The sequence below is a fragment of the Candidatus Bathyarchaeota archaeon genome (assembly GCA_026014685.1).
Lineage (GTDB): Archaea > Thermoproteota > Bathyarchaeia > Bathyarchaeales > Bathycorpusculaceae > Bathycorpusculum.
In genome coordinates this window covers 56,618-80,051 of the sequence record JAOZHW010000001.1, presented here as the reverse complement: position 1 = coordinate 80,051, position 23,434 = coordinate 56,618, and the positions used below count along the sequence as shown (strand labels likewise).

31 protein-coding genes are annotated in these 23,434 nt (G+C 50.0%); 13 read left to right on the top strand and 18 right to left on the bottom strand.

Annotated features, from left to right (window positions below):
* The first annotated feature begins 35 nt into the window (after positions 1-35).
* A complete protein-coding gene (locus NWE96_00410) occupies positions 36-572 on the top strand; it encodes a flavodoxin family protein (protein MCW3982439.1) in 537 nt (178 codons plus the stop codon).
* Between the two features lie 5 nt (positions 573-577).
* Here NWE96_00410 and NWE96_00405 read toward each other — a convergent pair whose 3' ends face one another.
* Positions 578-1,036 (bottom strand): hypothetical protein, encoded by a 459-nt coding sequence (locus tag NWE96_00405; protein MCW3982438.1) that lies wholly within the window; start codon positions 1,034-1,036, stop codon positions 578-580.
* A gap of 270 nt (positions 1,037-1,306) precedes the next feature.
* Here NWE96_00405 and NWE96_00400 point away from each other — a divergent pair, with 270 nt between their 5' ends.
* A complete protein-coding gene (locus NWE96_00400; protein MCW3982437.1) occupies positions 1,307-2,566 on the top strand; it encodes an FMN-binding glutamate synthase family protein in 1,260 nt (419 codons plus the stop codon).
* Here NWE96_00400 and NWE96_00395 read toward each other — a convergent pair.
* The 7 genes from NWE96_00395 to kae1 all read right to left on the bottom strand — a co-directional run bounded on the left by NWE96_00395 (position 2,563) and on the right by kae1 (position 7,712).
* Entirely contained in the window at positions 2,563-2,814 is a 252-nt protein-coding gene (locus NWE96_00395) for a KEOPS complex subunit Pcc1 (protein MCW3982436.1), read from the bottom strand. The genes NWE96_00400 and NWE96_00395 overlap by 4 nt on opposite strands.
* The gene (locus NWE96_00390; protein MCW3982435.1) at positions 2,792-4,261 is read right to left on the bottom strand and encodes a DHH family phosphoesterase; all 1,470 of its coding nucleotides are present in this window, start codon (positions 4,259-4,261) and stop codon (positions 2,792-2,794) included. Before NWE96_00390 ends, NWE96_00395 begins: the two co-directional genes overlap by 23 nt.
* Positions 4,262-4,352: 91 nt before the next feature.
* On the bottom strand, positions 4,353-4,793 hold the full coding sequence (locus NWE96_00385) for a 30S ribosomal protein S15 (protein ID MCW3982434.1): 441 nt from the start codon (positions 4,791-4,793) through the stop codon (positions 4,353-4,355).
* Positions 4,794-4,881: 88 nt separating this feature from the next.
* A complete protein-coding gene (locus tag NWE96_00380; protein MCW3982433.1) occupies positions 4,882-5,382 on the bottom strand; it encodes a hypothetical protein in 501 nt (166 codons plus the stop codon).
* Positions 5,383-5,438: 56 nt separating this feature from the next.
* Positions 5,439-6,050, bottom strand: a complete 612-nt coding sequence (locus NWE96_00375) for an XTP/dITP diphosphatase (protein ID MCW3982432.1) — start codon at positions 6,048-6,050, stop codon at positions 5,439-5,441.
* Positions 6,028-6,696 (bottom strand): Kae1-associated kinase Bud32, encoded by a 669-nt coding sequence (locus NWE96_00370; protein MCW3982431.1) that lies wholly within the window; start codon positions 6,694-6,696, stop codon positions 6,028-6,030. The genes NWE96_00375 and NWE96_00370 overlap by 23 nt, the downstream gene beginning before the upstream one ends.
* Complete coding sequence (kae1, locus tag NWE96_00365; GenBank protein MCW3982430.1) at positions 6,684-7,712, bottom strand: KEOPS complex N(6)-L-threonylcarbamoyladenine synthase Kae1; 1,029 nt, start codon at positions 7,710-7,712, stop codon at positions 6,684-6,686. The genes NWE96_00370 and kae1 overlap by 13 nt, the downstream gene beginning before the upstream one ends.
* Before the next feature lie 82 nt (positions 7,713-7,794).
* Here kae1 and NWE96_00360 point away from each other — a divergent pair, with 82 nt between their 5' ends.
* Genes NWE96_00360 through NWE96_00340 form a run of 5 tightly spaced genes read left to right on the top strand, consistent with a single transcriptional unit; the run spans position 7,795 to position 10,166 of the window.
* The gene (locus NWE96_00360; GenBank protein MCW3982429.1) at positions 7,795-8,232 is read left to right on the top strand and encodes a transcriptional regulator; all 438 of its coding nucleotides are present in this window, start codon (positions 7,795-7,797) and stop codon (positions 8,230-8,232) included.
* Positions 8,201-8,830 (top strand): RlmE family RNA methyltransferase, encoded by a 630-nt coding sequence (locus tag NWE96_00355; protein ID MCW3982428.1) that lies wholly within the window; start codon positions 8,201-8,203, stop codon positions 8,828-8,830. The genes NWE96_00360 and NWE96_00355 overlap by 32 nt, the downstream gene beginning before the upstream one ends.
* Before the next feature lie 38 nt (positions 8,831-8,868).
* Entirely contained in the window at positions 8,869-9,213 is a 345-nt protein-coding gene (locus NWE96_00350) for a DUF4152 family protein (protein ID MCW3982427.1), read from the top strand.
* 41 nt (positions 9,214-9,254) lie between these two features.
* The gene (locus NWE96_00345; protein ID MCW3982426.1) at positions 9,255-9,566 is read left to right on the top strand and encodes a hypothetical protein; all 312 of its coding nucleotides are present in this window, start codon (positions 9,255-9,257) and stop codon (positions 9,564-9,566) included.
* Between the two features lie 12 nt (positions 9,567-9,578).
* Entirely contained in the window at positions 9,579-10,166 is a 588-nt protein-coding gene (locus NWE96_00340; protein ID MCW3982425.1) for a hypothetical protein, read from the top strand.
* 6 nt (positions 10,167-10,172) lie between these two features.
* Here NWE96_00340 and nadC read toward each other — a convergent pair whose 3' ends face one another.
* Positions 10,173-11,018: a carboxylating nicotinate-nucleotide diphosphorylase gene (nadC, locus tag NWE96_00335; GenBank protein ID MCW3982424.1), complete on the bottom strand. Its 846-nt coding sequence runs from the start codon at positions 11,016-11,018 to the stop codon at positions 10,173-10,175.
* 105 nt (positions 11,019-11,123) lie between these two features.
* On the opposite strand from nadC, the gene NWE96_00330 reads away from it, so the two are divergent.
* Positions 11,124-12,263, top strand: coding sequence for a hypothetical protein (locus tag NWE96_00330; protein ID MCW3982423.1), 1,140 nt, complete (start codon positions 11,124-11,126; stop codon positions 12,261-12,263).
* A 1-nt stretch (position 12,264) separates the two neighbouring features.
* On the opposite strand, the gene NWE96_00325 is transcribed toward NWE96_00330, so the two are convergent.
* Positions 12,265-12,888 carry a TIGR00296 family protein gene (locus NWE96_00325; protein MCW3982422.1) on the bottom strand — a complete coding sequence of 208 codons (624 nt, stop codon included), beginning with the start codon at positions 12,886-12,888 and terminating at the stop codon, positions 12,265-12,267.
* 73 nt (positions 12,889-12,961) lie between these two features.
* Positions 12,962-13,675 (bottom strand): archaeal proteasome endopeptidase complex subunit beta, encoded by a 714-nt coding sequence (gene psmB / locus NWE96_00320; GenBank protein ID MCW3982421.1) that lies wholly within the window; start codon positions 13,673-13,675, stop codon positions 12,962-12,964.
* A gap of 84 nt (positions 13,676-13,759) precedes the next feature.
* Here psmB and NWE96_00315 point away from each other — a divergent pair, with 84 nt between their 5' ends.
* The 3 genes from NWE96_00315 to NWE96_00305 are packed head-to-tail and all read left to right on the top strand — an operon-like array spanning position 13,760 to position 15,129.
* Positions 13,760-13,930 (top strand): hypothetical protein, encoded by a 171-nt coding sequence (locus tag NWE96_00315; protein MCW3982420.1) that lies wholly within the window; start codon positions 13,760-13,762, stop codon positions 13,928-13,930.
* 28 nt (positions 13,931-13,958) lie between these two features.
* On the top strand, positions 13,959-14,564 hold the full coding sequence (locus NWE96_00310; protein MCW3982419.1) for an MGMT family protein: 606 nt from the start codon (positions 13,959-13,961) through the stop codon (positions 14,562-14,564).
* Complete coding sequence (locus tag NWE96_00305) at positions 14,542-15,129, top strand: nicotinamide-nucleotide adenylyltransferase (GenBank protein MCW3982418.1); 588 nt, start codon at positions 14,542-14,544, stop codon at positions 15,127-15,129. Before NWE96_00310 ends, NWE96_00305 begins: the two co-directional genes overlap by 23 nt.
* Here NWE96_00305 and NWE96_00300 read toward each other — a convergent pair.
* From NWE96_00300 to NWE96_00275, 6 genes are all read right to left on the bottom strand, one after another.
* The gene (locus tag NWE96_00300; protein MCW3982417.1) at positions 15,126-15,692 is read right to left on the bottom strand and encodes a PrsW family intramembrane metalloprotease; all 567 of its coding nucleotides are present in this window, start codon (positions 15,690-15,692) and stop codon (positions 15,126-15,128) included. The two genes, NWE96_00305 and NWE96_00300, sit on opposite strands and share 4 nt — an antisense overlap.
* A gap of 59 nt (positions 15,693-15,751) precedes the next feature.
* On the bottom strand, positions 15,752-17,107 hold the full coding sequence (truD, locus tag NWE96_00295; GenBank protein ID MCW3982416.1) for a tRNA pseudouridine(13) synthase TruD: 1,356 nt from the start codon (positions 17,105-17,107) through the stop codon (positions 15,752-15,754).
* 9 nt (positions 17,108-17,116) lie between these two features.
* Positions 17,117-17,482: a peptidyl-tRNA hydrolase Pth2 gene (gene pth2, locus NWE96_00290; protein ID MCW3982415.1), complete on the bottom strand. Its 366-nt coding sequence runs from the start codon at positions 17,480-17,482 to the stop codon at positions 17,117-17,119.
* A 35-nt stretch (positions 17,483-17,517) separates the two neighbouring features.
* Positions 17,518-18,753: an NAD(P)/FAD-dependent oxidoreductase gene (locus tag NWE96_00285; GenBank protein ID MCW3982414.1), complete on the bottom strand. Its 1,236-nt coding sequence runs from the start codon at positions 18,751-18,753 to the stop codon at positions 17,518-17,520.
* A 74-nt stretch (positions 18,754-18,827) separates the two neighbouring features.
* Positions 18,828-20,000: a radical SAM protein gene (locus NWE96_00280; protein MCW3982413.1), complete on the bottom strand. Its 1,173-nt coding sequence runs from the start codon at positions 19,998-20,000 to the stop codon at positions 18,828-18,830.
* 10 nt (positions 20,001-20,010) lie between these two features.
* Entirely contained in the window at positions 20,011-20,940 is a 930-nt protein-coding gene (locus NWE96_00275; GenBank protein MCW3982412.1) for a LamG domain-containing protein, read from the bottom strand.
* A 288-nt stretch (positions 20,941-21,228) separates the two neighbouring features.
* On the opposite strand from NWE96_00275, the gene NWE96_00270 reads away from it, so the two are divergent.
* Positions 21,229-21,900: a hypothetical protein gene (locus tag NWE96_00270; GenBank protein ID MCW3982411.1), complete on the top strand. Its 672-nt coding sequence runs from the start codon at positions 21,229-21,231 to the stop codon at positions 21,898-21,900.
* A gap of 13 nt (positions 21,901-21,913) precedes the next feature.
* Positions 21,914-22,168, top strand: coding sequence for a GIY-YIG nuclease family protein (locus NWE96_00265; protein MCW3982410.1), 255 nt, complete (start codon positions 21,914-21,916; stop codon positions 22,166-22,168).
* A 14-nt stretch (positions 22,169-22,182) separates the two neighbouring features.
* Here NWE96_00265 and NWE96_00260 read toward each other — a convergent pair whose 3' ends face one another.
* On the bottom strand, positions 22,183-23,418 hold the full coding sequence (locus tag NWE96_00260) for an HAD-IB family phosphatase (protein MCW3982409.1): 1,236 nt from the start codon (positions 23,416-23,418) through the stop codon (positions 22,183-22,185).
* Between the last annotated feature and the right edge of the window lie 16 nt (positions 23,419-23,434).

Sequence of the window (23,434 nt, the reverse complement as noted above, 5' to 3'; positions counted from 1 at the left end):
ATTCAAATTCCCAATCAGCACTATAGTTTAGATACATGAAGATTCTGGGGTTAGTGGGCAGTCCACGTAAAAACAGCAACACAGACTTGCTGGTGTCAGCCGTTCTCGCAGGCGCAGCCAAAAACAAACACACAACCCAAAAAGTGTACCTATACAACGTGGAAATAGCGCCATGCATCGATTGCAAAGCATGCAAAAAAGGCAACTTCCGCTGTGTGCTCAAGGACGGCATGCAAAAGCTTTACCCAAAAATCCAAAACGCAGACGTTATAGTTTTTGGCACGCCACTCTACTGGTATGGTCCGTCAGCAAAAATGAAACTGTTCCTTGACCGATTACGCCCATTCATAGCCTCAAAGAAGCTCAAAGACAAAAAAGCCGTGCTCTTGGTTCCGTCTGAAGAAGGTGCAGACGCATGCAACCACACCGTGGGCATGTTTAACATGTCTTTGGGGTATTTGGAGATGACTTTGATAAGCGTTTTATTACCTAAAGCCACAGAACGCGCGGAACTAAAAGCTCAGCCTGATGTACTGCATCAAGCGCAAACAATAGGGAAACACATCAAATAGCAGGTTTAGGTTTTCTTTTTTGGCACACGGAAGTGGCTGTCTTTGCCTGCGCTGATGTACTCGCCACCCATACCGCGAACGGCAGAGGCGATTTTGGCAAAGTTCTCGCTGCCCAAGAACTGTTTAGGCTTTATGATGATGTAGTCGCCTTTCTCTTCGAAGCTTAGACGGGATTCGAGTTCTTCTGGGAAGGACATGCGTATGTCGTCGAGGGACCGCAGTTTGGCGCTTTCGGGTGCTGCGGCTGGAACAGGCGCGGGTTTGGGTGTGGGTTGTGGAGGCGGTGGATGGAAAGCTGATGACTGTGCAGAGGCGGGTTTTGGAGGTTGGGTGATTTGGCCTACTGCGAGGGATTTTAGTGATGCAGAAACCGAGCGGAGCTCCTCTGAAACTTTGTTTAAGGTTACGGAGATTTCTTCGACTTTAGCTAAAAGTTGGTTGAGTTTTTCTTTCTCTGTGCTCACGGCGCTTCCCTCTCAACCCTAAGTACCCTAAACACCTAATAAATTATTTCCATCACAACGCTGGTGAAGCCATGATTTTTCTATGGCTCCTTATTTTGGGGCGCATACGCTTCCGTATCCGTACCTGCTGGAATCACGCGACGTCTCAGTGCTGACCTCCCCTCCCTTATTTAAAGAAAAAAAGAGGCTTTGCTGTTTTCTAGCTTTTTTAACGGTTAAATAATCGGTTTAGTTCTTCCTCATCTGTTATGCGTGTAGTAGGTGAACTGGTTGGTTGATTTTCGCAAGAAATCTTTAGGGGAAGACGAAGAAAACTACCAGGCAATGGTTGACTTAAGCAGGGTTGCAGACAAAGGTGACAGCCCCCTGTCCTCGATGGGTTCAATCAAAAAAATGCCCTTCTCCCTTCAAGACCTGCATTTCGTGCCCGCCCAAGTACAAAGAATCCCCCTTAACATAGACGAAAAAGTCAACACCGAAATCGTCATAGGACCAAAAGCAGCCAGCCCCCTCAAAGCATCAACTCCCATAATGTTTAGCGGTATGAGTTACGGTGCAGTCTCCAAAAAAATCCGCCTCATTTTGGCAACCGTTGCTTCAAAACTCAATGTCGCCGTTAACTCTGGTGAAGACGTTGTGCTTCCCGAAGAGATAGAGTTAGCCCAAAAACACCTTATCATACAGTACTCGCCAATAAGGTTTGAATCTGCCCAAAACGCTCTAAAGCGGTGTTCAGGGGTGGAAATCCGCTTCGGGCAAGGTGCGTATCCGGGTTGGTTGAGTCGTTTGCCGGGTTCAAAAATGACTGGGGAAGTGGCGGCGCTTTTTGGGCGAAAAGAAGGCGAGGACGAATTTACTCCTGCTCATCACCCCGACATCACCAATAGCTTGGAGCTTAAAGAGAAGGTGCGGTGGCTAAAGGAGACTACTGGGGGCGTTCCTGTTGGAGCTAAAATCGGCTGCGGCAACGTAGAAGCCGACGTGGAGATGCTTGCCGAGTGCGGGGTGGATTTTATTGCGCTTGACGGCTTTGGAGCGGGAACGGGTGCAACGGAGCTTTTTGTGCGGGAACATGTTGGGTTGCCCCTTGTTGCTGCGTTGCCTCGAGCTGATAGGCACTTGAGGAAAATTGGGAAACGGGACAGCCTCACTTTGATTGCTGGAGGCGGTTTGAGGTCGTCTGCTGACTTCGCTAAGTGCCTTGCGTTAGGTGCAGACGCCGTGTACATCGGCACCGCTGCTTTGATTGCCATAAACTGTCAACAGTACCGCGTTTGCCACACAGGACTCTGCCCTACAGGAGTAACTACAAACGACCCCGTGTTGCTTGAGCGGCTAGATGTAGCGGAAGGTATCAGGCGATTAACCAACTTTATGACGGTTTCCACTCGGGAAATGGCGAATTATGCGAGAATTGTGGGGAAAAATGATGTTCGGCTGTTGGGGAAGGAAGACCTTGTGGCGCTCAAGCGGGATTTGGCGGAGTTAACTGGGGTTAACTGGCTTGATGGCAAACCCAAAAGCAACTAGTGCTTTGTTCTGTTCATTGTTTGCAGGGTTTTTTCGGCTGTTTGGGCGCAGAAAAGCAGGTCGTCTATGGTTGCAGTGAACGTAGCCAGTTTGCCGCTGCATTCAATCTGAGTTACAACGCTGTGGTCTTCTAAAGTGGTTTTTACCCTTAATCCTTTGGGGGTTTTGAGGTTGTCAGGTGAAACCGCCGCCGCAACAGCCTTCGCCATCTTGACATCGGGGTATTCAAGTGTGATTGTCGCTTCCAAGCTTCTCACCCTTTAACTGCCGCCCAACAAGTTCGTCTGCGGTTTTAATGAACGCCTCCACCTTATCCAGCGGAACCTGCGAGCCAGCAGCGATGTTGTGTCCGCCGCCTTTGCCGCCATGCGCCTCAGAAGCCAGTCGCATCACGTCGCCGAGGTTCACACCCTTCATTAGTGCGGCTTCGGTGGTTCTGCCTGAAAATTTGGCTGCATTTTCGGCTTGAATGTTGGCGAATGCGAGGAGTGGTTTGAGATTGTTGGGTAAGGTGGATACGAGGATGCTTGAGACGGTGCCGATTATTTTCTCGTTAATCTGATCCTCGCCGTAGATCACGTAAATGTTTTGGTACTCTCGTAGGCGCTCAGGCTTTTCGCTGACCCAGCCGAGGTATTTGTTGATGCTTTTTCGGTAGTCTTCGAGGATTTTGTTTGATTCCTCTAAGGCTGCTTTGCGGTCTCCCATACAGATGGCTATGCCTAAGCTGGGGCGATCCATGCGGCCCGTGGAATTGAGCAGCACCGAGAATTCTCTGCCGTCTCGCAGGGCGGTGTTGGGTTCTTCTTTAGTGAAAACGTAGACGTGACCGATGAGGTTTTCAACTTCCAAATGTAGCCCTTTAGATAAGAGGTAGTCAGCCAGCGCCGAGCACAACTTTTTGCGTTCTTCATCGTTTAGGTCGCATAGTGAGCGGAGTTTGTCGCCTTGCTTTAGGGGAATGCCCAAGTTTGTGACGAAGTTTAGAGATTCCGTTTCTTGTCCGCTTAAACCTGGGATGAAGGGGTTGGTGGTTGTTGCGAGCATGCGGTGGATGGGTCGGGTTTCTCTACCGAAAAAGGTGAGGTCTTTGTCGACTTTAAGCAACCCCGCGGCTACGGCGTCGTTTACGATTAACTCGTTTAAGCCTTTGAGGCTGCGCTGCTCGTACTTGTCTTGCATGTCGCCCAATGCGCCAACGATTGCGATGGGGGCGCAGTCCACGTTTGCTTGGTTCACTGCTTTGGCTGCGAAGTAGGCGACGCCTGAGCCGCTGACTTCTGTGGCGCCGTCTATGCCGTAAACGTGTGGGTTAAGCATGGTGAAGTTAGGGTTAGTTGTTGCTCCAGTGATTTGGTGGTGGTCGAGGATGACGATTTTGTTGTTGGGGATTTTCTCGTTGAGCAAGTCGAGGTAGCCGCTGCCGAAGTCTGTTAGGATGACGAGTTGGGGTTTGTCGGCGGTGACTTCCGCGATGATCTTGTCATCAACCCACTGCATAACGCGCATGCGGAATCGTGCGTCTAGGCGATGGAGCATTTTGCATATGACGCCTGCTGCGGCTACTCCGTCGGCGTCAAGGTGGCTAAAGCAGCTGATGAAGCCGTCTTTTTGGGCGGTTTCGGTGATTACTTTGGCTGCTTCGTTGGCTTGGGTTAAGAATTTCTGGATGCTTTCGGGTTGCGGCTGCGCCATGCAGGTCACTTCTGCAAAATGTAGGGCTGATTAGATTTAAAGCTGGCGTATCAACTAAAAGAATAAAATTAGTTTTGAAGAAAGAAGCTGTTTAGGTTACTGAAGCGATTTTTGCTTCGTACTTAAACTTCTTATCGAGTATGCCTTCACGTTTGTAGTAGCGGCTGAGTTTGTGGATGCGGGCTTCGATGATTTGCATGTTGCGTTTGTTGTGGAGGTCTTTTTTGTTTTTGTCCATGTGGACTGCCATGGCTTGGGCTTTTTTCATGAGGTTAGCAAGGTCTTCGGGCATGGCGGGTGTTAAGCCTGCGGCTTTGAGGGTGTCGCTTATGCTTTTGCCTGTGATGGGTTTGACGAGTGGGATGGCGTATTGGTCGCGTAGAATGGTGCCTATTGAACTCATGTTGTGGCCTTCTTTGGCGAGTTTTATGATGAAGGCTTCTACTTCTTCAGGCTGGTACTTGCACCAGCTGGGTGGGCGCCTGCTGACTGGACGAATTGAATGGGATTTTCCACTTTCTTGCTTTGGCATCGTTACACCTATTGTGCACCTAAACCACACCGCACAGATATTTAAAAGTAACTAGTCCAAGCCCCAAAAAATGGGTTGACATCGGCTTTTAACGGTGGATTCGGTGGGCAACTATGCGTATTACGAACTGGGTTATGAGCGATACACCTGCAAGGATGATTAGGATTGCCCAAAACGTGAACCACCCCGTTAAAGTTCCAGCCAACAGAAACACGTTTGTCACGGTGGAGGCTCCTGCCCAGAAAACCATGTTACCCACAGTTTCCGCTACCTTTCCAATCCTCGAATGAGCCCAAACCCTCAGAGCCAAAATCGCGGCTTGCAAAAGCGCCGTTGCCAAAGCAAAATTGAACACCGTGTTGTAGACTTCGATGTGTTGGGCTGGGTGGGCGGGTGCGGGGAGGAGCAGGGTGCCGTTGCCGACGGGGTATGTTTGTGCAGTTAGGTCGCTGAAGAATTCGCCGAATTTCTGTGGGACACCTGGGGTTAACCCGAATACTACTGCAAATATGATTAGAAAGCCGCCGACGGCTAACGCCGTGATTAGTCCCTCATACCAGGGGTCGCTTCTACGTTCGCGCCTATTCATGCCCTGTACCCTAAAAGTGGTATTGGATATACCAGAGATATAATACTTTGTTTAACTCAACGTTGCACTGTGTACCACTCGGCGAATTTGCGGATGGCATTCGCCCGATGCGAGTAACCGTTTTTTTCTTCGATGGTCATTTGGGCGAAGGTTTTGTTGCTGCCTTCTGGTTGGAAGATGGGGTCGAAGCCGAAGCCCGATTTGCCCTGCTCAATCCGCTCTTTAGTGGTGATTTTTCCTTTGGATTCACCGTAGAAGCTCAGGGGATCGATGGTGTTTTGGTCGTCGCAGTAGGAGATGATTGATTGGAAGGTGGCTTTGCGGTTTTTTTCGCCTTTCATGAGTTTGAGGATGCCGCTGTTGTGGATAGTTTTGTAAACGTAGGCTGCGTATGGACCGGGAAAGCCGTTGAGTGTGTCGATGAATAGGCCTGCGTCTTCAACAAAAATCGGCAGATGGCAGTGTTTGTAGGCGTTTTGGACGCTTTTTTCGGCTATTTCTTGGAGGCTGTCGCTTTGGATTTCGTCGCCTTTGAGTTTGAGCATGCCGACGGCGACTCCGCGTGCTCCAAGGATACTTCTGGCTTCGTTGAACTTGTTGACGTTGCCTGTTGCGAAAAACACGACTCTGCCTTTCAAAGTAAACTTATTGTTTGCGCTCTTCGACATAGCGGCCACGCCTCTCTATCTCGCGGATTTTCTCATAAACCTTTTCCGCACACTCGACACCCCGAACTGAGCTGTAGCCGCACAGAACGCTCTTGAAGCATTCTTCCCAAAACCCAAAATGTGTACTCTGCAATGCACGTTTAAGCAGGTGTAAATCGACGCCTTGAGATTCGATTTCCGTGCTTTTTTCGCCTAAACCAAAGTCTATGAAGTAGATTCTGCCGTTTAAGGCTTTAATCATGTTTGAAGTAGTTAAATCGCCGTGAATTAAACCATATTTGTGTAGATAAGCTACGGATTCACCTATTTTTATGCATAGGGCTTGGCGGCTGCTTTTCTCTGCTTTGTTCAGCAACTCTTTAACCCGCTCGCCCTCGATGTACTGCATGATTATCTTGGATTCAGCCACGTTAACCATATAAATCAAAGGCGTCGACACTCCTGCAGCTTTTGCTTCATGCATCAACTGTGGCTCATGCACGGTGCGGTAGGCGCGGATTTGCTGGTCAAGCTCGGTGGGGCGGTAGAGTTTAGGTATGCGGATTTTGATTATTGCTTTGCGTCCATACCAATCTGTAAGGAACAGGCTAGCTTCTGCACCCTTTTTGAGCAGTTTGGCTTGGGGGGTTTTGTCTATTGTATCCATGGCACATCCACCTTGTCCACTCGCCAACGAAGCTTAACCATGCTCTGATCAATCGGCGTAACCAACCCATAGCGGTACGCCAACGTTCCTGTCCAAGCAATCATGGCGCCGTTGTCAGTTGCATATTGAAGCGGAACCACACTAAATTTAGCGTCATGCTCCTCCGCGATAACCGCGAGCATGGCTTGGAGCCGCTTATTCGCCGCTACACCACCCGTTAATAGCACCTCTTTCTTCTCCGTATGCGCCAACGCCCGCTCCGTAACCTCAGTAACCATAGAGAAAGCGTGCTCCTGCAAACTGTAACAGACATCTTCTAAGCTACAGTCACCCCGCCTCAGCGCAGTGGTCGCTGCAGTTACTAAGCCGCTAAGCGAAAGATCCATACCCTTCACCACGTAAGGCAAAGAAATCAGCCGTCTGCTTTTGAGCGCTAACTGCTCTATAGCTGCACCCAGCGGCACCCCCTTCTTGTGCTTAAGCCCCGCCTCCCTTGCAAACACATCTAGACAGTTGCCCAAGGCTATGTCGAGAGTTTCTCCGAACACACGGTAACGCCCCGACTCGAAAGCGGTGACCATGGTGTTGCCTCCCGAAGCGTACAGGGTTACTGGGTCTTTGGCGCCTGTTTGGAGTTTACCGATTTCTATATGAGCAACTGAGTGGTTGACGCCGACCAAGGGGATTTCCAGATACGAAGCCAAAGCCCGTGCAACGGTGGCCCCTGTACGGAGTGATGGTCCCAAGCCTGGGCCTTGTGAGAAGGCGATGCAGGTTAACTCGGATGTTTTGACGCCTGATTTTGAGAGGGCGTCTTGTAGGACTGTGTCGGATACTTCGGCGTGGTGTCTTGCCGCTTCCCGCGGGTGAATGCCGCCTTCGGTGGGTATGTAGCTGTCGGATTTATTTGCCAAAATTTCGCCTTCAAAGGTAGCTATTCCGACGCCGAAGTCGTCTGCTGTCGATTCGATGCCTAAGCAGTACTTGCCCGCGGATTTCTTTGGAACTTTAACCATAAGGTTCCTCAATTAGTTGGGGATACATATTTTTATGTGAATCCAACGCTTATATTACTGTATTATCTCGGAAGATCCTAAAATGCCAAAGCGTAACGACCTTGAACAGAAAGCACTCCACTACGTCGTCGGTACAGGCTATCAGGGTGTGCTTCAATCAGATTTATGGCGGGAACTCGGCGCAAGCAGCCGCGAAGGCTCCCGCGTCTCCATCAAACTCGAAGAAAAAGGGCTTATCCGCAGGGAAAAAGAGCTCCAAGAAGGCAGATGGACATACCGTCTCTACCCCAAGCGCTTACCTGCATCCATAGAAACCATCATCGATTGCCCCTGCTTGCTCTGTCCAGACAACGCACGCTGCGACCCCACAACCACAATAAACCCCAAAACCTGTCCACGACTTACCGACTGGATACTAAACCTTGGAAAAGAAGCCCCCGCAGCTCCTGAGGGCCCAAGCGCCGTAGCGGAACCAGACATGCCAGAGGATGATCCTGACGCCGAAAGCTTGGATACGTGAGCGAAAAAACGAGTTTTACTATAAAAAAGCTAAAGCTGAAAACTACCGCAGCCGCTCCACCTACAAACTAGTTCAAGCCAACAACAAGTACGGCTTCATTAAACTGCATGACGTTGTGGTGGATTTAGGGGCAGCACCTGGCGGTTGGATTCAGGCAGCCAGAAAAATGACTGGCAAACACGGCTTTGTCTTAGGCGTCGATTTGAAACCGATTGAGCCGTTTACACAGGAATACATCCGCACCATAGTCGCTGACCTCACGGAGCCCGACATCGCGGAGCAGATATTGTCTTTTCTGCCTCGCAAACCTGACGTAGTCATATCCGACGCAGCCCCAAACGTGACGGGCGTCTGGGAAGTTGACCATGCATGCCAAATCGACTTAGCTACCAAAGCGCTTGAAATCGCTAAAAGCATCCTCAAACCTGGCGGCAACTTTTTCGTCAAAGTCTTCCAAGGAGACCTACTTGACCAATTCATCTTAGACGTAAAAGGCACTTTTGAATCAGTTAAGATTGTTAAGCCTCAGGCAAGCCGAGCAAAAAGCAGCGAACAATACATTTTGGCTTTGGGCTTGAAGGGTAAAACAGAAAACTAATTCTGCCCCAAATGTATCCTACCTTGTCAGGTGCCAAAGTGAAGGTTATCGCGGCAGACTCAGGTGCAGCCATACTGGACGAATACTTTAAACCCGTTTCTCTTGTGGCGTCGGTTGCTGTGTTGGTTGAGCCGCCGTACCGTGAACCCTCTGCTTACCGCATTGCCCAACCCCTATTCAGAGAAGTCGATTCCACCCTTGAAGTTATTGTTCACGAAGCCGAACTATGCTTAAGCCTCCTTGCAGAAGTGAAGGCGGACATTGTGCACCTTGACATGACGCTTGGCGGCGTTACCGTTGAAGACCTCTCGCCCGTGGAACTTCTCAACATGCAGCTTCAAAAAGCGGACGCCAAAACATCCTCAAAATACTGCCCCGTCTGAGGAAAACCGCGGGGGAAATCAAGCGGCTTTACGGGTTAGACATGCTGGCAATCGGCAAAGAAAGCGTGCCTGTGCGGGTTGCAGAGTTGACTGCGGGCGCTGAAGCAATACTATTTGCGTGTCATAAAACACTTGAAGAGGAAGAAGCTTTGCTGTTGGGGTTGCCCCTGAATTGTCAACCTATCTTTTTAGAGGACCGCGTCTGGTTGGTTTCATTGATTTCGGGTGAGCATGAACTAAGAAGTTACGCGGTTGATTCCGAAGATGTTTTAACAAAGGTTAAATTGACTGAAACCTTTAACCCTGTTGCGAGAGGTTTTCGAGCCCTCAAAATCGAACCAAAAACACGATAAAGGTTGAATTGGATGGATTACCCGCAGTTCTGGAAGGAAGCTTCGCCGAAACGAAAACGAATCTACGCCGTACTCATAGTGTTCATCCTGTCTGTTTTGGCCACAACTATTGGGATGCTGGTTCCAGTCAGCCCCGAAGAAGCAAAAATAATAAGCGACTACCTAAACCAAACCGTCACCCAAGGCCAAGCGCAAGGCACCCTGAGCGCAGACATCTTTCTCAACAACTTCCCCCTATGCCTGCTCATGTTCGTTCCGCTTGCAGGATTCGCGATGGGCATGTTCATACTGTTTAGCACTGGACAAGCGTTTAGGGCGGTGTTTGAGATTCAAGCCGCAGGTGGAGCAGCAGCCTCATCTTCAGTGGAACTTACCGCGGCAACTGCAGTTCTAACCCTATTCCTCGTAGGCTTAGTTTTTCTGTTAGAATACGTTTCCTACTCGATTGCCATGGCGGAAAGCATATGGCTGTTTCGCAGAATAACACAGAAACAGTGGAAGGGAGAATTGAAGTACCTTGCCATCTTCATCGGAGTTGTGGCGTTGCTACTGATTATCGGCGCCGTAGCCGAAACCTTTGCTCTGTCAATCGGAGCCTAACCGCCCTCATTTCACTATTTCTAAACTAATGTCTAAGGCTTTGACGCTGTGGGTTAACGCGCCTATACTTATTACATCAACATCCGCAGCCGCATACTCAGCGAGGTTTTGGGCGGTTACTCCGCCACTTGCTTCGATGAGCACCTTGTCATAGCCCGCTTTGTGCAGTTTAGCAGCGGCTTCTTTGGCTTGTTTGGGTGAAAAATTATCCAACATAACGATGTCTGCACCAGCACGCGCAGCTACAACTGCATCTTCGGAAGATGTAACTTCTACCTCGATTTTTTTGCTAAACGACGCGTTAGATTTAGCTTTTTTAACTGCTTCCTCTACGCCACCAACGATAGCGAGATGGTTGTCTTTTATTAGAATCATGTCGTCTAAGTGGAGTCTATGCGGGTCGCCGCCTCCGAGGGCTACGGCTTTTTTGTCAAAAAAGTTCAGTCCAGGCGCTGTTTTGCGTGTGGCTGCAATTTTGGTTTTTGACTTGTTTTTCTTGATTACCTCTGTTAAGGTGCGTGTTTGAGTTGCGATGCCGCTCATGCGTGAGAGGAGGTTTAGTAGGGTGCGTTCAGCTGAGAGTATGGTTTGGGCGTCGCCTTCGATTTTCATTAGAACCTGTTTGTTCTTGATTTTTTCACCGTCGGCGGCTTGTGCTTCAACTTTAAGCCCTAAATACTCGGCTAGAATGGTTGCTTCTTCTATACCCGCCACGAAGCCGTCTTCTTTGGCGATTACTTCCGCCTTAACCTTTAAGCCTGCGGGAATAATTGCAGCTGCGGTTACGTCGCCTTGCCCGATGTCTTCCTCAAGGGCGGCTTTGAGTTTCTCCTCCACGATTCGCCTTGGCACAAACATACATCCTATTCTTACAGGTTACGCTTAAAATGCTTATCCCACCCTCCAGTTTGAACCAAGCTATAGTTCAAATACCATCATGTATTCACAGATAATCGTATGCGACTGCTGCTCAGTTGTTCCGAACTCGGTTTAGGGCACGTTTCACGCCTCATCCCCTTAGGGAAACGGCTGGAACAGCGTGGGCACGAGTTGTTCTTTTTTTCAGGCGGCAAAGCATACGAATTGCTACAGAAAGAATTCAAAAACACATACAAAGTCACCCCGATTTCTTGGTACGAAAACGCACACGGTATCCTTACCTCCGCGTCTCTTCTGAACATGTTTTTTCCGCTACCCCTCTTCAATGTGGAACAAAACAGGTTCGAAATAAAAAACTCAAACACTTGGGAAACCATCCACCGCTACTACGACCTAAGAGAAAACATCTACAACGTTAAACCTGACGTGCTCGTGGCTGATGGCGACATAAACGCGCTTCGGCTGGCGCTACGATGGAAAATCCCCTCGGTCTATGTTGCCAACACGATACGCCCAAGTTTTGGTGTTTCTACTTTTTTAAGCCCCGGAGAGCGATTTTTGGAGCGGTACATCAAGGCGTGTCAAAAAGTAATCATACCCGACAACCCCCCACCGTATACCGTTTCAGAGTACAGCATCGGAAACATCGACAACATGGGCATTACCAGCCGAACTGAATACGTCGGCGGATTCGTAGACACCAAACCCGTCCGCGGAGGACAAGAACACATTTTCGCACCCATCAGCGGTCCCATCGGAACCCGCTCCCAACTCTTCAAAACCCTACTGCCCGTACTAGAGAAAGCCCAGACTAAATGCATAATCAGCCTCGGCACGCCAGGCAAGAAGGCATCAGCTAAAATCGGCAACTGCGAACTCCACACTTGGCTCACGCCTGAGGAACGAAAACAAGCCATGATGAACGCAAAAATCGTGGTTTTCAGCGGCGGCCACGCCACCTGCTTTGAAACCATCAAGTACGGCAAACCCACCATCTGCATCCCCACCCAGCCAGAGCAGGAAGGCAACGGCGCAAAACTCGAAAAAATGTGTTGCTCAATAGTCGCCAAAAACAAAAAACAACTCGAAAAAGCCCTCAAAAAAATGAACGCCGAGTTGGATACTTACACCCAAAACGTGGAGGCGCTCTCTGAGTTCTCAGGCAGATTCCGCGGCTTAGACCGCGCTGTAGAAATCGTCGAAAGCGTAAAGGGTTAGGCTATTTTTTGAGGCTTAGGCGTTTTATAGGCCCATTGGGTTTTTCTTCTTCGAAGATTATGGCGTGGAATTTGTAGATTTTTGTGTTCTTCGTTAACCAACTGTCAGGTGGTAACCCAGCTTTCATGCAGCATTGGCAGAGGAATTCTTCTTCACCCCAACCCCACTCGATAGGCACCTGTGGCAAGAGAAGCCCTTTGCGGTAGCCTTGTTCGATGATTAAGCCGTCTTCGCCAACCTGAATCTTCTTAACGTATTCGCGGGGGTCACTGGTTTGGACAGGTTCAGGCGGAGTTAACACGCTGACCTCAAAAACCACGCCGTCTAACTCGCGGGGGTCCATGGGGTCGAAGCGGGGGTCTTGGGTTGCCGCGTTGATGGCTGAGTCTATGACGGCCTCCACAAGGGGGCTGGTTGGGTATGGGTAGCCGATGCAACCGCGCAGCGCCTTTTCTCCGTGGACTAAGGTGCTGATGGTGACGAACACGCCGCATTGAGCGAAGAGTTTCTGCGGGGTTTCTTTTGGCGGTTTGAGGGTTTTGCCGTTTTCTAGATAGAGTTGAACTGTTTTTCGAGCCAACTGGACTAGGAATTCTCCTTCTTGCTGGGTTAACTCAAACGACATAGCCTTTTCCTCTCTGCGGCGTATAACTCTATTTGACGTTTGCTAACTTAAAAAGGTGAAAAGGAAAAGAGGTTTAGAATTTTACGGATTCTTCAGTGACGCCGTCTTTGGTGATTATAAGGATATCTAAGCCGTCGCCGCTCATAGCGTCTCGGTTGATAGCTGCTTTAACTGCGCGAATAACGAGTTCTTTTGCGTCTTTAAGCGAGATGTTGTCTTTGTAGCCTTCTTCGATGACGCCGATGGCTGTTTCTGTGCCTGAACCGACCGCTGCGTACTTGTCTGGGATAAGTGAACCCAAAACGTCTAGGACATATAGCGACGGGGCGCCATCTTCGTCTAAGCCGCCCACTATGGTTTGAGTAATAAGTGGCGCGTAGCGTCTGTTGAAGAGAACATTTGCCAACAGTTTAGATGCGCTTTGAACACTGATTGGTCTGCCGACATCCATACTGTACAGGTTGGTTTGTGCCTCCATCTCTCGGGCAAGAATCTGCATGTCCCCGACGAGGCCTGCGCAGGCGACGCCGATGCGGTCTGTAACTTTAAAGACTTTTCTCCCACCCCTGCTCATGATGAAGCCGCCATACGTTACTCTTTTTTCAGCTGCAAGGAGAACTCCGCCGTGAAAGACGACGCCGACGGTGGTGGCGCCTGGAATCCATCCGATGCCCTGCTGGGCTTGGTTGCCTTGGGGCTGGTGTTCCTGCTGCATCTGTACCTGCGGCATGAGCGGGATCTGTGGGATTTGAGGTAAGGTTGGTAATTGTGGTCCATATCCGTCCATAATTTTTCGCCTTTTCGTTTTTAATACACAAGACAATGTATTAAGCTTACTTATAACCATTATACAACTGCGAGGTGAGCTTGTATGAGTGAGAATAAACCGCTCAGATGCCAAAAATGCGGCAAACCCCTCGGTTACGTCACGATAACTGCAAGAAGCCTCTTGGAGGCAAAGCCCGATTTGGGCAATGTAAGGTTGGTTGGCACCTGTATGGGTTGCCGAAATGGAGGCCGTTTCGCTCCCAGAAGCCTATAACCCACAAAGAAACCACGAGGGCCACGTTATGATTGAAATCTACAGTCAAAACCACAACGACACCTACTTTGCAATTGCCCTGCAACAGCAGGAAATCGTCGCTTCAACCTTCAGCGGCAACCCAAAAAACGCCCTCGAAACAATCTTGTACAACTTGCCTTTCAACATGCCCTTCCAAGTGTTCCCTGAACCCTCAGCCCAAGCCAAAGCTGTCCTCCAAGCCATAGAAGACATCTACGACGGCAAAGACACTAAAACCGCTTTACCTCTGGCGACCAAGCATTTGCCATCCTACACCCAAAAAGTCCTCAAAGCCACCCAAGCCATCCCCGTTGGCTACGTCACAACTTACGGTGAGATCGCAAAAGCTGTGGGTGGAGGTGCAAGGGCGGTTGGGAACGCTATGGCGTGTAACCGTTTTGCGCCGATTGTACCTTGCCATAGGGTTGTTAAGTCGGATTTTGGTTTAGGCGGTTACAGTGCTGGAGGCTTAAAGGTCAAGCTCTTGTTTTTAAGGAGAGAAAAACGTGGGTTCAAAGAGTACAAGGAAATAAACTTTGACGGCGGAAGCCTTAGAGTTTTCCCAGTAGAATGCGCAGTAAACAAGTACGATGAAGGTTTGCGCAAATCATAAATGCATCCAAGCGCAACCTCAAAGCGGAGAGAACATAGTGGTTAATCGCGGCCTTTACGTTGGCAGATTCCAACCCTTCCACATCGGGCACTTAGACGCCATAAAATACGCCTTAGAAAACGTCGAAGAACTAGTCATAGTCATCGGAAGCGCCCAATACAGCCACAACAACCACGACCCCTTCACTGCAGGCGAACGTCTCATGATGGTGCACAATGCCCTCTTGGAGGCCAATGTGGATCTTTCCAAGGTCTGGGTTGTTCCCGTTCCCGATGTGCACCTGCATATGCTCTGGGTTAGTGCAGTCGAAGGTTACACTCCAAAATTTAACGTGGTCTTCTCTAACGAACCGCTCACGCGGAGACTCTTCATGGAGGCAGGTTACCCCGTTAAAGAGTTGCCATTGTTTGACCGAAAACAATACACTTCCACGTTGGTGCGGCAAAAAATGCTTCAAGACGCCAGTTGGACTAAACTGGTACCAAAAGCTGTAGCGAAGTTCATAAAGGAAATCGACGGCGTCAACCGTCTTAGGGATTTGGCGCGAACCGACAAGGTTACCTAAACCACGACTACTTCGGGGGATGCTTTATGGTAGTACCGCCAAGCCAGCAGGTACGTGGATACCAGAATCAATACGCCTGCGGAGACACTGAGCAGATAGCTTTCTGAAACAGCCACAAAATTGTTAGCCATATGAAGCCCCACCGCTATCAGATAGAAGGGTAGCGGATTCTTTTTAGCAATTCCATACGCAGCAATAACTGCGCTTGAAGCGTGAAATATGACGCCTGGAACTCGGGCAAGCGGCGGTACATTCAAAAACGCGACGTAGAGCACAAACTCCGCGATTCCAAACCCCAACCCAATTAAAATGGCTAACACAGTGAGGGAGCGCTCAGTTTCGCCGTGCCTATAGAACAGCGGCAGAACCTTCGCTAACTCCTCAACGAAAGGCGCAAACACGACAACTGTTAGGATTGCGGGAAAGAAGGAATATGTTTGGGCGAAAAACAGCGTAAACGGAATGCTTACCAGGATGCCTGAGGCGAAGAAGAAAGCGTACTCTTTCCAGTCGGGTTTATGGATAGGTATTATGCAGTGGGGCGGCTGCTGGGTTTCTGCCATGAAAACGGTCTTCCTTAACGAAAGGAACTGCGGTCTAGTTTATGTGTGTTTATGCGGATTTAGAAGCCTGCAGATACGGGTTCGGCTGGTTTAATGATTTCTCTAAGCAACACAGTGGCATAGCAGCCTCTTAGCAACGTAAAACTGACCCCGACGCTCTCGCTGGATGCATGCTGAAGCTGAAAATCCTTAACAGGCGTAAGCGCTGTGCGCAAGCCTCCTTTGCCGCCTGCACGGGACAACTCGTTGAGCCACCCCGCCTCAAGGCCAACGCCTTCTTCTTCGAGAATTTGGGCTTCGATTTCGCCCATTGCGCCACCTGACAGTTTCTGCTTAGCCCCCACAAGAGGCAGGGCAACCCGTAACTTACCCGTCGCAATCGAAGCGTTTGTCGTCTCAAGAGTTTGGGCAGTAACAGTTTTAGCCATAGTCGTCAAGGGCAACCCTGAACGTTCCACAGCAACCACGAAATCGCCTTCCACCGCTCGATTAAGCGGCAGCCCCTTCTTCATGCGCCCGCTGAGGAAACGGTTAAACAGATACGACTGCTGCGCTTGCACAAACAACGCCTGCAACTTGGGAGGCACCCGCCGAAAAGCCCCAACATAATCCGCAGGGTTCTCGGCTAAGTGCATAAGCATCTGGCGTTCAAATCGGAGTTGCTTGGGGTAGTTCTCTACAGCCCACTTGAAATCGTGAGTTTCCCAAAGCTGCTGCCGCGCTTTCCGTGATTCTGGGTGTTCGTATGGGCTGGGTTTGGCTAAGAAAAGCATCGCCGCATCCTCGAAGCGTCCCTGGGTGAGGGCTTTTCCAACTAAGTGGGTTATGGGACGTGTGGTGCCGAAGCGTTGATGCCCAAAAAAATTCGGGATACCACCCAATGTGGTAAATTCTTGGATTGTTTGCTCTACGCGTTCCTTGGTTGCTGCCTCTGAAAGAGCAGGGCGTTTTATGGTTATGGCGAAGTGGTTGCCTAAGAGGTAAAACAGTGAAAGCGCCTCGCGGACGTAGCCCACTGGAGTAACTTTTACGTCTCTGACGTCGGCTTTAGCTACATCTTCGATTGAAAGGCCCTCTACGGTGATGAATTGGGTTGTCACGGCTCGGGCATCCTTTATCCCCGCATACTGCACCCTCGATGGCTCAACACCTAAAGATTTGGCAACGTTTCTTGTGGCAATCATGGTGTCCCAGTTACGTTTAACCAAAACGCAAAGCACAAACCGCTGCCTTTGACTGGAAGAACCAATAACTCTACTCGGAACTGCACAGTCCACACTGGCTTTGCTACCGTCCACAAGCACCTCTTCAACCACAAAATCCTCCACCGCCTCCTTAATCGCCCCGCCGACGCCCTCGGTTTTGGTGGCGTAAACCTCCATACCAAGCAATTTGTCAACGTCGGGAATCGGCAAAGAAACCGCCTACAACAACTTTAGTTGGCGTGTGAGTCGGTCGATTTTTTCAGCTGGGGCGGGTCCGATGCCGAGGCAGGTTATTGAGCCTTCTGGAATCTGGGTTAAGCCGCGGTCAACGATGAGTGCATGGGGCAACCCCAAATCTTCCGCTGCCTCCTCCAACTCGCACAGTTCCTTCTCGGTTTGGACTTTGAGCGCGACCTTCTTTTGCCCCTCATACATCCAGGCCTCCCACCATTTCTTGTGGTGTACAAAAGCGTCTTGTGCGGCGGATATGGCTGCGTGGCCTGCTTGGGCAGCGATTTTGCCTTTGCCCATCTGCAAATCAGTGCGGAATATGAGGACTTGTTTGTATTCGAATTCGTCGGACATGTGGGGTTCCCGCTTTTATGTTGGTGAGGGAGATTTTAAGGGTTTGCAGTCAAATAGAGCAGCCCAAAGTAGCCTAACGCCGCCAACATCGAGGGTTTTGTGGCTACTGTAAGCAGCATTTTGCCTTGAAAATCGATTTCTGTAACATCACTCAATGCCCCATCAACACCCAGTTTACGGCAAACCCTCAACATCTCATCTAACCGCTCATCAGAAAGTGAATCCAAAAAACGTCTCAGCCGAAGCATAACGCGAATGTCAAAGTTGAAGAGTTCATCGCAGCGTTTCTGATATACCTGAAGAACATTAGCGGAAACGTCCCCTTGTGCTATAGCTTGGCTCGCCACCTCAGCGGCTTCCTTAGCTGCGGTTAACCCGAATATTACCCCGCCCCCCGTGGTGGGCTTCACTTGCGAGGCGCAGTCCCCAACAGCCAAGAAGCCATCTGTGTAAGCCTGTGGGATTGGTCCTGCGAGGGTTATGGCGTGGTAGCCCACAGAGGTGATTTTGGCTTTCCCTAGTTGTTTTGAAGCCACAGGGTGTTTTGTCATGAGTCGCTTGAGGTGTTCGCGTGGGTCGCCGTGGTTTGTGGCTAAGCCGACTTTGGCGGAGCCGTCAGGTCGCGGTATAACCCAGGCGTAGAAGCCCGGTGCATAGCCTTTGCCGAAATACACCTCCACAGCGTTCAAATCGACATCTTGCGCATCTTCCATTTCTGCTTCTACTGCGTAAACTAGTCCAGTTGGGTTTAGGGTCGGTAATCTTGTTTGTCGGAGAAGCCGCGAAGAGACACCTTCAGCGTCCACAACAATTTTTGAGCGTACTTGAATTGGGAGGTTTTCACCAGTTTTTAAGTGCACGCCTTGCACGGCACCTTTCTGTATCAATAACGATTCGACCCGTGAGTCCAACGCAAATTCGGCTCCAGCCGCCTTCGCCTGCTCAGCCAAGAACTGGTCGAACCGTGCCCTATTCAGTGCAGTGGTTACGGGGCAAGAGAGTTTGAGCGTGAATTTGGTGCCTTGAGGTGAATAAAAGTTGGCAGCAGAAAACTCATTTTCGATAATGCCGCTGGGCAAAGGATAGAGCCCCATGTGCTTGAGGCTTCGGATGCTTATATGCCCCGCGCAATGAGAGGGCAAACCGATTTGGGGGTGCTCCTCAAAAACCCTGACTGCTAAACCTTTCTTGGCTAAATGGAGGGCTGCATAGGCGCCTACGGGTCCGCCTCCAACGACCACCACGTCTGGCTGGGGTTTCTGAGTTGGCATCTTATTCGTACAGTGTAGGCTGCTTTATATAAAGCCATAAACCCGTCAGTGCTCTAACAGGGAACGGGAAACGGTTACCCGACGCACCAGCCGAAACGTTTGATGTCTGCAGGCGAAACCTTTTCCTCAACCATCAAATCCCGCAGGCATACGGGGTCAGTTTCCAAGTAGTCTCCCGTGCACGCATAAGCTCGTCCTCTGCACCCGCCGCAGCCCTCTCGGTACTCGCAGGTGCCACATTTGCCTTTGAGCGTTTGACGCTGCCGCAGCGTTTTTAGAACCGAGGAGTTGCGCCAGATTTCAGTTAGGCTCTGTTCGCGGATGTTGCCGACTTTTATGGGGAGAAAGGTGCAGGGGTAGATGTCGCCGTTGGGGCGTAAGCTGAAGTACATGTTGCCTGCGTGGCAGCCGATGCCTTGATGTATCCAGAATTCTTTGACGAGGAGGTCTTTGGCTTTGGTGCCGTGGCTGCGGTGCATTTCTATGGCGATTTCAGGGTACATGGGTAACCCGCCTGACATCGCAAAAACCATCTCCGTGTTCTCTTGTTTGCTTTGGAGCCATCGGATAAGGTTAACGCGTTGCTCTTGAGTCATAGCGTTATCCATAACCTCTTTGCCTCTGCCCACGGGAATCAAATCGTAAACCGCCACCTCATCCACCCCTAGATCCGAAAGAAACTCCAGCCGCTGAGGCATCTCACTGTAGGTGTCTTTGAGCGCCATCGTGGTCACCACGACTTCTAAGTCGATTTCTAGGCAGGTTTTGATGGCTTGCACCGCTTTTTCGAAGGTGCCGGGCAGGTTTCTTAAGCGGTCGTGGCATTCTGGGATGACTGAGTCGATGGGTATGCCAACCGCTTTAATGCCTGCCTCCTGAAGCTGTAGCGCAGTATGCGGCGTCATAAGTAACCCGTTGGTAAGCATAGCTGTGATGATCCCTAAGTCGTCGCAGTGCTGCGCCAAAGCCAAAACAAAATCTTTACGCAGCAACGGCTCGCCGCCGCTGAAAATCACTGCTTCCGTGCCTAAACTGTGCATTTCATCAATCGCTGCAGTTGCCTCTTGGAGGTTAAGTTCGTTGGGCATGGCTTCTCTGGCGGATACATGACAGTGGAGGCAACGTAGGTTGCAGGCGCGGGTTACAGCGAAAGAAACAATGAGAGGGGTGTGGGGTTCACCCTTTAGTCCCTGCCCTAGCAGCTTCTGCCGAAGTAGCAACTCGAGCAGTTTTAGGGTTGTGCCCACGTTTAGTCGCCTAGATTTTTGGTTTAATTATCCAGAGTTGGATAGCTCGGCGAAGGAGCCAAGCAACTGCGAATATGACTGCAACGGCGATTATGACTATCATCAAGTTGGGTCCGATGTCAAAGCTGCTCTCGCTGTAAGGGTCTAAGTCCGTGAGTTTTACGTTGTCGATGGTTGCGTAGCTGTCGTGGCCGAAGTAGTATTCTGTGCCGCTTAGGATTTTGCCTGTTGGATTCTGGGTGCCATGCAGGACTTGGACGGCTTGTTCTTCGTTGTTAATGTAGAGGTGCATACCTGTGGCTGTGCGGGTGAACTGTACCTCTATCCAAGTGTTAAGCGGAATCGCTTGAGTTGTTACTATTTCGTTAAAGCCGCCGCTCTCCGTCATAACAAAGCCGCTAAGTGCCCCCTCAACGTATGCCTCGCCGTTTCCAAGTGTTCCTGCACGTACGGCTAAGCCGAGAACTCTCTGTGTATTTTGCCAATCGCAAGCTTGGTCTGGGTGGTTACATTTCACAACGATGTTGTTGTATGTGGCGTTTGTAAAGCTTGGCACGTTAATCCATGCCGTTATGGTGAAGTATTTTTGGATGTCGAGGTTGGTGGAAATCGGGATGTACATGGGTTCATCCATAGGTGGGAAGCCGACAACAAATTTGATTGGGACGTAGATGGCGTTTTCTCCGCCGAATTTCATGGCGTTGCCGTATTTGCCTTTGACAAGGGTTGGGTGCTCTGTGCCTGCCAGTATGCCGTTGTTGACGCCTGTGGCGTCGGGGGTGGTTTCGGTTGTGCCGCTGATTTTTGTTTCGTCAAGTTTCCATTCCCCCACTGTCGTGGTGCTTTCTGCCCGTGTGGTGGACAGTAGAATTGGGCTTAACAAGGCTGAGATTAGTAAGCAGAAGGTTAAGGTTTTTAATGCGTTTTTGTTGGTTGCCATTTATTGATCACCTGTTAAGTGCATACAGGTAGAGCCGTGACTTATAGCTCTCCCCTGAGAACGGGCTGTTCCCCAAAAGGAACACCTAAAAAAGGCTCAGTTTCGTGGCAGTTAAGCGCTACTTTAACATGGATACATAACCCCCGCATATGCCCATGAATAAGAGGGTATAGTAAAAAATCTCAATAGACGGATTTTTTCTTAACAATGAGTGTTGTTGTCAGGTTTTTGGCTTTATATATACAATGCCGCCATAGAATACTGCTAAAGCTCAGTTGGGAACACGTGATGAGTGGCAGAGAAAAATTCCAAAGCGACCTCACCACCCTAATAGAACGCTTAACCTACAACACCACCCAAACGGTGGAAAACAGACTCATCCACCTCAAAGACTGGCTTATCGAACTCCAAAAACAAAACATCGTAAAAATCAACCACTCCGCCATGGAACTCGTCTGCGCCAAGTACCTGCTTGAAAAAGAATACGACATAACAATCGAGTACCCACTAAACAACCTTTTAACCTGCGACTTATACGGCACCAAAGGCTTAGGCAACCTCATCGTCGAAATCGAAACAGGCTTCATCCCACCCGAAAACGCGCTATGCCCCCTCACCTATACTTCGGCGCGGTTAGCCAGCAAAATCATCCGATACAGCAGCTTCGCAGGCAAATTCGCGCTTGGGGTGCCGCCTCATTATATTCTGCCGTTTCCCCGCGCCCTCGCCAAGCTTCCACGTAACCGCACCGAAGCCGAAATCCAGCAGATCAAAGCCCTCTGCGACGCGTTCTACCAAAAACCTCCTGTAACCGAAGAAGAAATCTGCAATGCCCGTATACATGAAATCTACATAATAGATGTGGACCGCGGAAAAGTTTTAGAAATCGGTCCAGAAGCGTATCAGAAGAGGGCAATACAGAAAGGGGTCGTTTTCGACTGCTTAACAGCTGAACCATAAGGAGCAATAGGACGTGTCGTTTTACGTTTACATTTTGCAGTGTATGGATGGAAGCTTCTACACGGGGTACACAAAAGACCTCGAAGAACGCACAAGGCAACATCAGAATGGCACAGGCGCCAAATACACGAAGTCACATAGGCCTCAGCGGGTGGCGTATGTGGAGCTTTTTGGAACACGTAGCGCGGCGATGAAACGCGAGAGGGAAATAAAGAAGCTTAGCCATCAGCAAAAGCTCAACCTAATTGTTTCGCAAGACAAAAAGTGACCGCGCGGGTTCATTTAGATCAGTAACGTTAAGGCTGCGCCCGTAAAGATGGGCACCAGCACATTGTCGTTTATGGGTAGCGGCAACACTTCTATCGTCATGGCAATTGCGGCGCCGACTAACGCAAGAAGCGGTGAGACAAAAAAGGTTCCGCCTAAAAACGCAAAAAAGAACCCTGCAAGCGAGCCCTCCCAAGTTTTGCCTTTATTAAACGGCAACGAAGTGGAGATTAATCCGCCGAAAAGTGAGGCTGCGCTGTCGCCGAGGCAGAACATGGCGATGGCTGCTCCTGCGGCGGGAGCTGGAAACAGCAAAAGAGTTGTAACGATCCCAAACGCAAAGTACAGTGGTGCAGCCGCAAAACCGTACAGTTCGGATTGTGAGGCTGCATGGCTAGTTATCCCTGAAATCAACGGTAAATTGCGGCCTTCCAGACGGGCTAATTCGGAAGCGGTGTAAATTATTGCTACTGTGATTATTATTGCCGCAACGATGGGGATGCCGACCATGCCTGCGATGACGGGCATAAAAATCCCCGCTGCGTGAATGTCTTCTCGGATTAGGTCGTTGGCTGAGGGGAAACTGCGTTTGTGCGGTTGGCCGTCGATGATTGGTAGAATCCCTGAGAGTTTACCGTTGACGACGCGGTCAGCTTTCACTCTGATAACGAAGTCGGGGTCAAAACCGATTTTGAGCGCTTCAGGCAAGAATATGCAGCTGTTGTTTCGGTCATCAGCAACTATTACACAGTCGCGGGGCTGCATGGTTTCGTGGTTAAGAATTTCACGGAGAATCGTGAGTTTTCCGTTTCGGCTGATGGCGTCGCCATGGATTGCGCCTGTTAATTTTCCGTCTTTTTCCTCCACTTCCACGCCATAAGCGTAGTCAGCGCCCAAGCAGTCTGCCAACCTCTTAACTAGAAACGTAGGTATACCTGAACTGATTAGGGCGATTTTGCAGTTTCGTTCTTTAAGCTGCGAAAACAGGTTTTGCAGGTATGGTGTGGCGGGGATGTTGTCGAAGGTGTGGAGGAGGGTTTCGGTTTTGACTCCTTTTAGGTTTCTAAAGATGTGGCGCAGGGTTGATTCTAGTTTGAGGATGCCTGTTTCGTATAGGAAGCCCAAGAAAAGTAATTTCACCAGCACTGAGAAGCCCAAGGTTTTGCCTACGTCGAAGAGGAAGCGGTTTCTGGGAATTAGGACTCCTTCAACGTCGAAAACCACCAGTCGAGGCTTCTTTTGTAAACTCATAGCTGACAAGACACCA

What these genes read in the sequence shown, in the direction of transcription:
- NWE96_00410 (MCW3982439.1), top strand. Translation starts at nt 36, where the DNA reads ATGAAGATTCTGGGGTTAGTGGGCAGTCCACGTAAAAACAGCAACACA.
- NWE96_00390 (MCW3982435.1), bottom strand. Translation starts at nt 4,261, where the DNA reads ATGGCGCAGCCGCAACCCGAAAGCATCCAGAAATTCTTAACCCAAGCC.
- NWE96_00385 (MCW3982434.1), bottom strand. Translation starts at nt 4,793, where the DNA reads ATGCCAAAGCAAGAAAGTGGAAAATCCCATTCAATTCGTCCAGTCAGC.
- NWE96_00380 (MCW3982433.1), bottom strand. Translation starts at nt 5,382, where the DNA reads ATGAATAGGCGCGAACGTAGAAGCGACCCCTGGTATGAGGGACTAATC.
- NWE96_00375 (MCW3982432.1), bottom strand. Translation starts at nt 6,050, where the DNA reads ATGTCGAAGAGCGCAAACAATAAGTTTACTTTGAAAGGCAGAGTCGTG.
- NWE96_00370 (MCW3982431.1), bottom strand. Translation starts at nt 6,696, where the DNA reads ATGGATACAATAGACAAAACCCCCCAAGCCAAACTGCTCAAAAAGGGT.
- kae1 (MCW3982430.1), bottom strand. Translation starts at nt 7,712, where the DNA reads ATGGTTAAAGTTCCAAAGAAATCCGCGGGCAAGTACTGCTTAGGCATC.
- NWE96_00360 (MCW3982429.1), top strand. Translation starts at nt 7,795, where the DNA reads ATGCCAAAGCGTAACGACCTTGAACAGAAAGCACTCCACTACGTCGTC.
- NWE96_00355 (MCW3982428.1), top strand. Translation starts at nt 8,201, where the DNA reads ATGATCCTGACGCCGAAAGCTTGGATACGTGAGCGAAAAAACGAGTTT.
- NWE96_00345 (MCW3982426.1), top strand. Translation starts at nt 9,255, where the DNA reads ATGCTGGCAATCGGCAAAGAAAGCGTGCCTGTGCGGGTTGCAGAGTTG.
- NWE96_00340 (MCW3982425.1), top strand. Translation starts at nt 9,579, where the DNA reads ATGGATTACCCGCAGTTCTGGAAGGAAGCTTCGCCGAAACGAAAACGA.
- NWE96_00330 (MCW3982423.1), top strand. Translation starts at nt 11,124, where the DNA reads ATGCGACTGCTGCTCAGTTGTTCCGAACTCGGTTTAGGGCACGTTTCA.
- NWE96_00325 (MCW3982422.1), bottom strand. Translation starts at nt 12,888, where the DNA reads ATGTCGTTTGAGTTAACCCAGCAAGAAGGAGAATTCCTAGTCCAGTTG.
- psmB (MCW3982421.1), bottom strand. Translation starts at nt 13,675, where the DNA reads ATGGACGGATATGGACCACAATTACCAACCTTACCTCAAATCCCACAG.
- NWE96_00315 (MCW3982420.1), top strand. Translation starts at nt 13,760, where the DNA reads ATGAGTGAGAATAAACCGCTCAGATGCCAAAAATGCGGCAAACCCCTC.
- NWE96_00310 (MCW3982419.1), top strand. Translation starts at nt 13,959, where the DNA reads ATGATTGAAATCTACAGTCAAAACCACAACGACACCTACTTTGCAATT.
- NWE96_00305 (MCW3982418.1), top strand. Translation starts at nt 14,542, where the DNA reads ATGAAGGTTTGCGCAAATCATAAATGCATCCAAGCGCAACCTCAAAGC.
- NWE96_00300 (MCW3982417.1), bottom strand. Translation starts at nt 15,692, where the DNA reads ATGGCAGAAACCCAGCAGCCGCCCCACTGCATAATACCTATCCATAAA.
- pth2 (MCW3982415.1), bottom strand. Translation starts at nt 17,482, where the DNA reads ATGTCCGACGAATTCGAATACAAACAAGTCCTCATATTCCGCACTGAT.
- NWE96_00285 (MCW3982414.1), bottom strand. Translation starts at nt 18,753, where the DNA reads ATGCCAACTCAGAAACCCCAGCCAGACGTGGTGGTCGTTGGAGGCGGA.
- NWE96_00275 (MCW3982412.1), bottom strand. Translation starts at nt 20,940, where the DNA reads ATGGCAACCAACAAAAACGCATTAAAAACCTTAACCTTCTGCTTACTA.
- NWE96_00270 (MCW3982411.1), top strand. Translation starts at nt 21,229, where the DNA reads ATGAGTGGCAGAGAAAAATTCCAAAGCGACCTCACCACCCTAATAGAA.
- NWE96_00260 (MCW3982409.1), bottom strand. Translation starts at nt 23,418, where the DNA reads ATGAGTTTACAAAAGAAGCCTCGACTGGTGGTTTTCGACGTTGAAGGA.